This window comes from Pseudomonas sp. A25(2017), assembly GCF_002001065.1.
GTDB classification, from domain to species: Bacteria; Pseudomonadota; Gammaproteobacteria; order Pseudomonadales; family Pseudomonadaceae; genus Aquipseudomonas; species Aquipseudomonas kilonensis.
Map to the genome: position 1 here is coordinate 1 of NZ_MUOA01000122.1, position 9,018 is coordinate 9,018.

The window sequence follows — 9,018 nt, forward strand, 5'->3', positions numbered from 1 at the left end:
TTTGAACACTTGAAGGGTTCACCCAGAGGCGCAGGCTTGTTCCTATCGTCGGTCTAGGCCAGATGCATTCTTTATCGGCGCTTGGGTGAAAGGAGGAGGGGTGAAATCTCCCACGGTCTGTACTGCGGCTAACAGTCAGAATCGAGCTTTGTCCCTCCTCCTCCCTTCAAGTCCTACCATACAAGCGAGCTTGCTCGCGATGGCGGTAGATCAGTCGCCAGTAAGCCTGCCGTCTAGCGTTGTTTCAAGCGGTCAATCACCACCGCCAGCAGCAGGATCGAGCCGCGGATGACGTATTGGTAGAAGGTGTCGATGTTCTTCAGGTTCATCGCGTTTTCGATGATCGCCAAAATCAGCACGCCGGCGATGACGTGGCGGATCATGCCGATACCACCGCTCAACGACACCCCACCCAGCACGCAAGCCGAGATCACGGTCAGTTCGAAGCCTTGGCCGATCATCGGTTGGCCGGAGGTCATGCGCGATGCCAGGATCACCCCAGCCAGGGCGCCGATCACGCCATGCACGGCGAAGATGATGATCTTGGTGCGATCAACGTTCACCCCCGCCAACAACGCCGCTTCCTGGTTGCCACCGATGGCCATGGTGTTGCGCCCGTAGGTGGTGTAATTCAGCAGCCAACCGAAAAACAGGAAGCAGGCGATGGTGATCAGGATCGGCACCGGTACGCCGAACAATTGGCCATTGCCGAACACGAAGAACGATTCCTGCGACACACCCACCGCTTTGCCGTTGGCAAAGATGTAGGCCAGGCCGCGGACGATCTGCATCGTTGCCAGGGTAGTGATCAACGCGTTGACCCGCAGCTTGGCGATGACGATGCCGTTGATCAGGCCAACGATCAGCCCCATCACCAGCGCCGCGCTGACGCCGAGGAATACGCTGTTGGTGTCGCGCATCACCACCGCCGCGACCACGCCGGCACAGGCAATCACCGAACCGACCGACAAGTCGAAGTGCCCGGACGCCAGGCAATACAACATGGTGCAGGCCGCGATGCCGGTGGTGGAAATCGCCAGGCCCAGGCCGCGCATGTTCAACGGCGACAGGAAGTTGTCGATCATCAGGGTGCAGAGCACGAAGATGCCGACGGCCGCCAGCAGCATGACCCAGTCATCCAGGAAACGGCGCAGGTCCAGGGGTTTGCGTGCCGTTGGCAGTGCATTGTTTTGAATGGTCATGATTTACCTCTCAGTTCGCCGCGTCGGCAACGCGTTGGCGCGGCAGCGCCAGTTGCAGCAGGTTGGATTCGTTGGCCTGGTCACGCGACAGCTCGCCGCGCATGGCCCCTTCGCAGAGCACCAGGATTCGGTCGGAAATGCCCATCACTTCCATCAGGTCGCTGGACACCACAATTACCGCGATGCCGTCGGCCGCCAGGTTGTGGATGATCTGGTAGATCTCCGCCTTGGCGCCGATGTCGATGCCGCGAGTGGGCTCGTCCAGCAGCAGGACTTTCATCGGCATCGACAGCCAGCGACCAAGAATCGCCTTCTGCTGGTTGCCGCCGGACAGGTACATGATTTTCTGGCTGGCCGCCGGGGTCTTCACTTTCAGCGACTTGATCTGCTTGTCGGCATTGCCCCGCTCCCAGTCGCCACGCAACAGGCAGCCGAGCGTGGAATGAGACGAGCGCGCACTGATGTTGATGTTCTCGCCCACGCTGCCCAACGGAATGATGCCTTCCTTCTTGCGATCCTCCGGGCAGAGCAGCACGCCCGCGGCGATGGCATCCCTTGGTGAACGCAATTTCAGTTCCTTGCCGTGCAAGACCAGGCTGCCCTCGCGCTGACGCTCCAGGCCACTGAGCAAGCGAAAAAGCTCGGTACGACCGGCGCCGACCAGCCCGAACAAGCCGAGGATCTCGCCCTTGTGCACCTGGAAACTCACCGGTTCGCGCAAGCCCGGCCCCAACAGGCCCTTCACTTGCAGCGCCACATCGCCGCGCTCCCGAGGACGGTAGTCATAGATGTCCTGGATATCGCGACCGACCATGCACGTGACGAGTTGATCATGGGTCAACTCGCTCATGTTCTCGAAGGTCCGCACGTAACGACCGTCCTTGAAGACCGTCACCGCGTTACAGATACGGAACACCTCCTCCATGCGGTGACTGACGTACAGCACCACTTTGCCCTCGTCCCGCAGGCGGGCGATGATCGCCATCAAACGGTCGATTTCACGGGCCGACAGGCTACTGGTGGGTTCGTCGAAAGCAATGACGTGGGCACCACGGGACAAGGCCTTGGCGATTTCCACCAATTGGCGCTGGCCGAGGGACAGGCGACCGACTTTTTCCTGCGGGTCGATTTCGTCGGCCAGGCCCTTGAGCAGCATCAGCGCCTGCTGGCGCAACACGCCCCGATTGACCAGGCCGAAACGCGCCGGCAAATGGCCGAGAAACAGGTTTTCAGCGACGGTCATTTCCGGCACCAGGTGCAGCTCCTGATGAATCACCGCCACACCGCTGGCGATGCTGTCGGCAGTGCCCTTGAACGCCATCGTCTGCTCGCCGATCTGCAAGTCGCCGCTGCTCGGGATGTAGGCACCGCCCAGAATCTTGAGCAGCGTGGACTTGCCGGCGCCGTTTTCACCCATCAAGGCATGGACCTGCCCCGGATGGGCAACGAAACTGATATTGGCCAGCGCCTGCACGCCGGGAAAGGACTTGCCGATCCCGTTGAATCGCAAGCTGCCGCCGATGTTGTGTTGCCGTGTCGCTGTTTGCGCTTGCATAACCACCTCGAACTTACAGAGATCAAGCGACCCCGCCACTCAAGTGACCAGGGCCGCTTTTGAATCAACCGGCCGTCAGTTCCACAGGCCGATCTTTTCCAGCTCTTGCTTGAAGTTCTCCCGGGTGATCAGCGTCACCTCGTCCATGGCGGTGTACTTCGGCGGCTCCTTGCCGGTGGTGATCCACTCGTACATCATCGCGGCGGTGTTGTAGCCTTCGAGGTGCGGGCTAGGCAGCATCGAACCGAAGAAGCCGCTGTTGGGTTTTTTCAACTCACCGATGGCGTCAGTGCCGTTGATACCGATGCCGATCACATTGGCCGCCTTGAACCCGGCGGCTTCGGTGGCGCGCACGCCGCCCAGCACGGTGTTGTCGTTCATGCCGCCGATGATCAGGTTTTTCGCGGCGCTTGGCAGTTTCACCAGGGCCGAGTTAGTGGAGTCCATGCTGCCGGGTACGTCGAGGGTTTTCAGGGCGGCTGTGAGGATGTGATCTTTCGGCATACCGGCATCTTCAAGAGACTTTATCGAACCGTCGGTGCGCTTCTTGCCAGTGTCCAATTCGTTGTAGGTGTTGATCACCGCGTAGGTGTCCTTCCAATCCCAGCCGCGTTTTTTCGCTTCAGCGGCCATGGCGGCGCCCTGCTTCTGGCCCACCTCGAACGCGGCCATGCCCAGGTACGGCACGTCTTCCATGAACTTGCCGCTGGCGTCGACGAAACGGTCGTCCACGGCAATCACCTTGAGATCGTTGAGCTTGGCCTTGGCCATGATGGCCGGGCCGAGGGACACGTCCGGCGGGCAGATCACGAAGCCCTTGGCCCCGTTGGCGGCCAGGCTGTCGATGGCCGAGAGGGTTTTCTCGCCGTCGGGCACGGCGATCTTGATCAACTGGAAGCCTTTATCCTTGGCCGCCTTCTCGGCAAACGCCCATTCGGTCTGGAACCAAGGCTCCTCGGCCTGCTTGACCAGGAAACCAATTTTTACCGCATCGGCCGCCAGCAAGTGACTGCTGAGACTGACCGCGGTAACCGCCAGGGCGGCGCGACACAGGGAACGGATCCCACGACGATGTTTCATAGTTGACTCCTTGTTTTTTTTATTGAAAGCCAAACGTCCAGGGTTCTGCTCCACCGTCGGTGGAAATGCGCAGGCTGGGCGGTTACATCAAGTTGCTACACAGCATAGGCCTGAATAGTCATATCGTATGATGATTGGATTACAGGCGAAGTTTCCCACTGCAATCCAAGAATATTCAGTCGTGGTACATGACCGAACGCCCCCCATCGATGGTGATACATGAGGCATTGATAAACGGTGCTTCGTCACTGGCCAGGAACACGGCCGTCATTGCCACTTCGATCGGTTGCCCGACGCGCCGTGGCGGGTGCAGATCCAGCGCACGCTGGCGTTCGGCATGGGGATCGGCAAAGCCGTTCCAGTAGTCGACGTTCAGTTGGGTTTCGATATAACCCGGGGCGATGGCGTTGACGCGTACCCCTTTTGGCGCGTATTCGATGCCCAGGGCGCGAGTCAGGCCGAGCAGGCCATGCTTGGCCACCGGGTAAGGGAAACAGCCGGGAATGATGTGGGACGAATGGACCGAGGCAATGTTGATAATGCTGCCCACGCCCTGCTCGATCATCTGTGGCAACACGGCCTTGCAACCGTACCAGGCGCCGTCCAGATCGATGGCGAAGCAGCGACGCCAGTCCTCTTCGGTCATTTCCAGCGGGTCACGGAAGACATTGACGCCAGCGCAGTTGACCAACACATCGATGCGACCGTGCAGCTCGACGGCACGCCGGGCCATGGCCTGCAAGTCCTGCTGCTTCGACACATCGACCTGCAGCGCTTGCACGTCGGCCCCGCGTTCACGCCAGTGGGCGGCCACCGCCTCGACCTTCTGCGCCTGGATATCACTGATCACCAACCGGGCCTGTTGCGACGCGAACGCCGCGACGATGGCCTCGCCAATGCCCTGGGCGGCACCGGTCAACAGCACGACCTTGTCTTTCAGGCGCTCGCCCTTCGGTGGCTCCGGCACGGGTGGCAAGACCAAGGGCTCAGCCATGGTTCAAGCCTCCTGCGCGCGGGCACGAGAAAAACCGGGCATCCACGGATGACCGGCGCAAAGGCGCTTGAAAGAACAGTGGCCGGCGTACGCCGCCGGGGCGTACGGGGAAAGATCGTTGCATCACTTCACCTGTTTTGTTTTTTTAGTGTGAGTGCGTATTGCCGATGGAGCCGACTATAAACCCGGCCGCCAAATAATCTCAATATATATATTTACATCCCATATTTTGGGATTCAGCCTGCAAACCTTGTACACGCCACGCCAGGCACGTCGACACGCATCGACAGCACGGCACCGTCCAGCGGATGACCCAATGGGCTCGCCGCGCTGGTGATGTACAACGTCTTGAGGTCTTCGCCGCCGAACACACAACTGGTCGGGCGGCTGACGGGCAGTTCGATCACCCGATCGACCTGCCCGTCCGGATTCAGCCGCAACAAGCAACTGCCGTCCCAGCGGGCGTTCCAGATATAGCCCCGGGCATCCATCGCCGAACCATCCGGGCCGCCACGCGGGTGCGGGCCGAACCAGACCTCGGCAGGCGCCAGGTTGCCTTCCGGGTAGATAAAGTGCCGATACAACGTGCCATCCAGGCTGTCGCCGAAATACACCGTGGTGCCATCGGGGCTCCAGAGCAACGTGTTCGGAATACCCAGCCCGCGCAACAAGGGCATGACCCGGCCATCACCGGCGACGCGAAACAGCCCGCCGGAGCGCCGCTCGATCGGCAAGTCCTCGCCTTCGTCACCGATGTTGTTCTGCATGGTGCCGAGCCAGAGTTGACCCAGGGCGTCGCAACGGGCCTCGTTGGGACGATTGCCTGGCTGGGGATCGGCCATGCACAGCAGCGTCAGGCGCGGTTCCAGGCCCGGAGAATCGAGATCAAGGCGGTAGACCCCACTGCTCAGGGTCACCAAGGCGTCGCCACTCTGGGTCGGAATGAAAGCGGAGACATGCTCGGGCATCTGCCAGATCTGTACGTTGGCGCCAATCAACCGCAGTGCCTGCTTGCCGGCGATATCGACCCAATACAACGCCTGGGTCGGCTCGTCCCAGAAGGGCCCCTCGCCCAACTTCGCCCGGTGTTCCGTCACAGCCGTCCACTTCATTGAAATCTCCCGTTCCCGGCTTGCCCGGCAGCGTCTGTTCGACCGGCCATGACATTGGGGTAAAAGCGTTTGATGGCCAGGTCAGCGTTATCGATCAGGGTCATGCAGGCCCAGACGCCCCGCGCCGCGTCACGGGCGGCGATGGCGTCGGCGATGTCCTTGTGGATGGGCAAGGTGCGGCGCAGCTCATCCGGGTCGGCCGCCGACACCTCGAACGACACCGCCAGCAGCGCCCCCAGGGCCGGAACCATTTGCTCGATGAACTGATTATGGCTGGCAGCGAGGATGCACTCATGGAAAAACTGGTCGGCACGGTTGTAATCGGCGCCGCTGTCCACAGCTCGCTCCAGTGCATGGTAGGCCAGGCGGATCGCCTGCACCTGATCGGCCGTGGCCCGCTCGCAGGCCCAGCGCACCGCCATCGGCTCGATGGTGCGACGCAGGTCCAGCAAGTCGTCGACAAAGTTTTCCGGCAGGCCGCTGCGTGACAGCCAGCCCACCACTTGAGGGTCGAACAGGTTCCAGCGCCGCACCGGCAACACCCGCGTGCCGACTTTCGGCCCGACTTCCAGCATGCCTTTGGCCACCAGGGTCTTGATCGCCTCGCGAATCACCGTGCGACTGACGCCCAGTTGCTCGCCCAAGTCTGCTTCGACCTTGATGGTTTGCCCAGGCTTGACCTGGCCGGCGGCTATCCAGCCCCCCAGCCAATCGACGGTCGATGCATGAAAACTGCTGGACATGAAAACCCCGCGGACCACTCTTATTGGAGACCCACGCTAATCATCATACGATTGGGTGTCAATTTGAATTTTGCATACCCCTGTGGGAGCGAGCTTGCTCGCGATAGCAGTCGTCCAGCCGACACAGATGTTGGATCAACCATCACTCCCGCAAGGGGTCAGGGCTCCAGGCCGATAGGGAAAAACTCGCCGCCGCTCCACACGCCCAACCAGCGCTGTCCGTCGATCTCGCGGCTGACCGCCAGTTCCACCAGTTGGTAGAACACATTGCGATGGATCAGTGCTTCGAGATTGCTGCGCACATGCACGTAGGGCGCGGGTTCCTGGGTCTGGGGATCGATCACCACCCGCAGCGGATGCTCGGCACCGGCCTCAGTGGTTTCCTCGACATTGGTGGTGAAGCGCAACAACTGCCCTTCCCCCTGCCCTTCGACCTCAAGGGTCACGACCACGAACGGCGCGTCATCGACCTTGATGCCGACTTTTTCCACAGGGGTAATCAGGAAGTAATCATCGCCGTCGCGGCGGATGATGGTGGAGAACAGCTTGACCATCGGCTTGCGCCCGATGGGCGTGCCCAGGTAATACCAGGTGCCGTCCCGGGCGATGCGCATGTCGATGTCGCCGCAGAAGTCGGGGTTCCACAAGTGGACCGGCGGCAGGCCTTTGGTCTTGGGGATCTGCCCCAGCAAGTCATTGGCTTTTTGCGGTCCGCTCATGGTGACTCCTTACATTTATTCGTTGCTCATCCCCAGCAGGCTGCGGGCATATTCACGCAAAGGCGGGGCGATGAGGTCTTGTGGCTGCTTGTCGTGCAACGTCAGTAAACCGCCACGACTCTTGATCCGTGCAGTATCAATCAAATACTGGGTGCTGGTCTCGATCAACATGATTTGAATCACGCTGGTATCGACGCCCAGACGATCCACGGCTTCTTCATCCTGCCATTCGTCAGTGTTGCCAATGCGGTTGTCGGCCTTGGCGAAGCGGGTGTACAGCAAATAATGGGCGCCGGCGGAACGGGCTTCGCCCATGGCCTGGTCGAGGCCTTCGGGAACACGGGCGCGACGGACCATGGGGAAATATTCGATGAAGCCATTGAAGGCTTCCTCGGCCACGACGTTGGGACGCGGATAGGCACTGCCTGGCGGAGCAAAGGCGCCCTGGGCAATGTAGATGAACGAGTCTGGCTGAATACGCAGGTTGTTCACACGACGGCTGTCGCTATGGTCCAGCAGGCCAGCGTCGCTCATGTGGTAACGAACACCCTCTCCCATGTCGCTGACATTCATGCAGCCACCAAGCGCCAAAACGGCCAGCAGCAAAACCAGGCTACGCATCCTACCCTCCAAAAACCGGTGTCGGAAAACCGGCGAATGGTCGTGGGATGCAGCTTTTGCGCCAGCTCATCGAGATGGGGGGCAGATGTATCCAAGTGAATGGAAAATTGCTATCGCGGGCAAGCCTTGCTCCCACATGGTAAGCGTCGTACTTGTGGGAGCAAGGCTTGCCCGCGATAGCAATAGATCAGCCGCCGATGATTTTCATGATGGTCGCGCCGCCGGAGAATGCCACTTCCTGCTTGTCCCCCAACGCCTTGACCAGCAAGCGCTGAAGCGCCGGCAAGGCCTGGTGACGGGGCTTGTCCAGCAGGTCGCCGACGAAGTGACGGTTACTCGACGACAGGCAGCCGTGCAGCCAGCCCGTGGAAGACAACCGCAGGCGCGAACAGGTACGGCAAAACGGCACGCTTTCGTTGGCGATCACGCCAAAGTGACCCAGCCCCGGTATCTCATAGCGCACCGCCGTGGCATCCACCGGGGCGTCGGCTTGCAGGTATTCGTATTGATCGCCAATCAGGCTCAGCAACTGTTGAAGGCTGACGAACTGCTGCAAAAATGCGTTGGAATCGCTGGCCAGATGGCCCATGCGCATCAACTCGATGAAACGCAACTCATAGCCACGTTCCAGGCAGTATTCGAGCAAAGGCATCACCTGGTCCAGGTTCTGCCCGCGCAACGGCACCATGTTGACCTTGATCTTCATCCCGGTGGCCCGGGCCTGCTCCATACCATCAAGCACGGTCGCCAGATCGCCGCCACGGGCGATACTGCGAAACGCGGCAGGGTCCAGGGTGTCGAGGGAAACATTGATACGACGGATACCGGCGTCTACCAGCAACGGCAGTTTTTTCGCCAGCAACTGGCCATTGGTGGTCAGGCTGATGTCCTCCAGCCCCATCTGCCCCACCGCCGTCATGAAACGCTCGAGCTTGGGGCTGACCAACGGTTCGCCGCCAGTGATGCGCAGCCGCTCGATGCCGGCGGCCTCG

Annotated in this window: 9 protein-coding genes; all 9 read right to left on the minus strand. The window is 60.7% G+C overall.

The window, feature by feature from the left end; all coding sequences use genetic code 11:
- Positions 1-233: 233 nt before the first annotated feature.
- A complete protein-coding gene (gene araH / locus B0E42_RS28195; RefSeq protein WP_053180931.1) occupies positions 234-1,202 on the minus strand; it encodes an L-arabinose ABC transporter permease AraH in 969 nt (322 codons plus the stop codon).
- Positions 1,203-1,212: 10 nt separating this feature from the next.
- Positions 1,213-2,757, minus strand: coding sequence for an L-arabinose ABC transporter ATP-binding protein AraG (gene araG, locus B0E42_RS28200; protein ID WP_018613592.1), 1,545 nt, complete (start codon positions 2,755-2,757; stop codon positions 1,213-1,215).
- Between the two features lie 75 nt (positions 2,758-2,832).
- Complete coding sequence (locus B0E42_RS28205; RefSeq protein ID WP_018613591.1) at positions 2,833-3,837, minus strand: substrate-binding domain-containing protein; 1,005 nt, start codon at positions 3,835-3,837, stop codon at positions 2,833-2,835.
- A gap of 175 nt (positions 3,838-4,012) precedes the next feature.
- Positions 4,013-4,831, minus strand: coding sequence for an SDR family oxidoreductase (locus B0E42_RS28210; protein WP_018613590.1), 819 nt, complete (start codon positions 4,829-4,831; stop codon positions 4,013-4,015).
- A gap of 236 nt (positions 4,832-5,067) precedes the next feature.
- Entirely contained in the window at positions 5,068-5,943 is an 876-nt protein-coding gene (locus tag B0E42_RS28215) for an SMP-30/gluconolactonase/LRE family protein (RefSeq protein ID WP_077508626.1), read from the minus strand.
- On the minus strand, positions 5,940-6,686 hold the full coding sequence (locus tag B0E42_RS28220; RefSeq protein WP_003204233.1) for a FadR/GntR family transcriptional regulator: 747 nt from the start codon (positions 6,684-6,686) through the stop codon (positions 5,940-5,942). Before B0E42_RS28220 ends, B0E42_RS28215 begins: the two co-directional genes overlap by 4 nt.
- 158 nt (positions 6,687-6,844) lie before the next feature.
- Entirely contained in the window at positions 6,845-7,405 is a 561-nt protein-coding gene (locus tag B0E42_RS28225; RefSeq protein WP_077508628.1) for a DUF1285 domain-containing protein, read from the minus strand.
- 15 nt (positions 7,406-7,420) lie between these two features.
- Positions 7,421-8,026 (minus strand): DUF4823 domain-containing protein, encoded by a 606-nt coding sequence (locus B0E42_RS28230; RefSeq protein WP_018613586.1) that lies wholly within the window; start codon positions 8,024-8,026, stop codon positions 7,421-7,423.
- A 187-nt stretch (positions 8,027-8,213) separates the two neighbouring features.
- On the minus strand, positions 8,214-9,018 hold an 805-nt coding region (locus B0E42_RS28235), incomplete at its 5' end, for a GTP 3',8-cyclase MoaA (protein WP_077508630.1).